Source organism: Brevinematales bacterium (assembly GCA_026415355.1).
In the GTDB taxonomy this organism is placed as follows: domain Bacteria; phylum Spirochaetota; class Brevinematia; order DTOW01; family DTOW01; genus SKYB106.
Genome location: JAOAHF010000064.1, coordinates 1 through 685, shown reverse-complemented (window position 1 = coordinate 685; position 685 = coordinate 1). Strand labels below are relative to the sequence as shown.

Genomic DNA, 685 nt, shown 5'->3' with positions numbered 1-685 from the left:
TGGGAAGAGGAATAATGTCAAGTACCTCTTTGCTTCACTCTTTTTCGCCGCTATGGCAGCTTCTTACAAGATAAATTATGCTTCTCTGCTTATAATACCTGCTGGCGTTTACGTCTTGAGTATTATCAGGAGTAAGATATTAGATGTAACTAGATTATTTGTTACTACTTTGATGAGTGTGATAGTTTTTGTTGCTTCCCTTCTTGTCTTTATTCCAAACTTCCTAGTTATTCCAGATGTCATAGTAAATAGATTCTTCTATGAGACAGGTGAAGGTAGTTTTAATCTAGATCGTAGTTTGTATTTTTACGTTTATCAAGGGTTGATAATAGGCTCGGGTGTAGTTCCATTTTTGTTGTTTCCATTGTCCTTAATTTTGGTTACGAAGAACGAAAAATTTGATAGAGTTTATTACTTGGTTCTGATACTCCTATTCGGGACTATAAACTTGATAGGTTTGTTATCTCTTTCCTCAAGAGAACTTCCTAGGTATTCAAACTTTTTCATACCCATAATAGGTTTATTATCTTCATATTCTGTTTATCAGATTAATCGTGCTTTAGATAAATCTAGAATACATAAGATACTACTTAATATTCTCATATTCTTACCAGTAGCTTTTTTAGCACTACTAAACAAAACATACTTTTTGAAACCAATTAGTACGATGGAGGCTAGAAAGTGG

Annotated in this window: 1 protein-coding gene; it reads left to right on the top strand. The window is 33.1% G+C overall.

The window, feature by feature from the left end; genetic code table 11:
* On the top strand, positions 1 to 685 hold a 685-nt coding region (locus N2712_08060; GenBank protein MCX8029931.1), incomplete at both ends, for a hypothetical protein.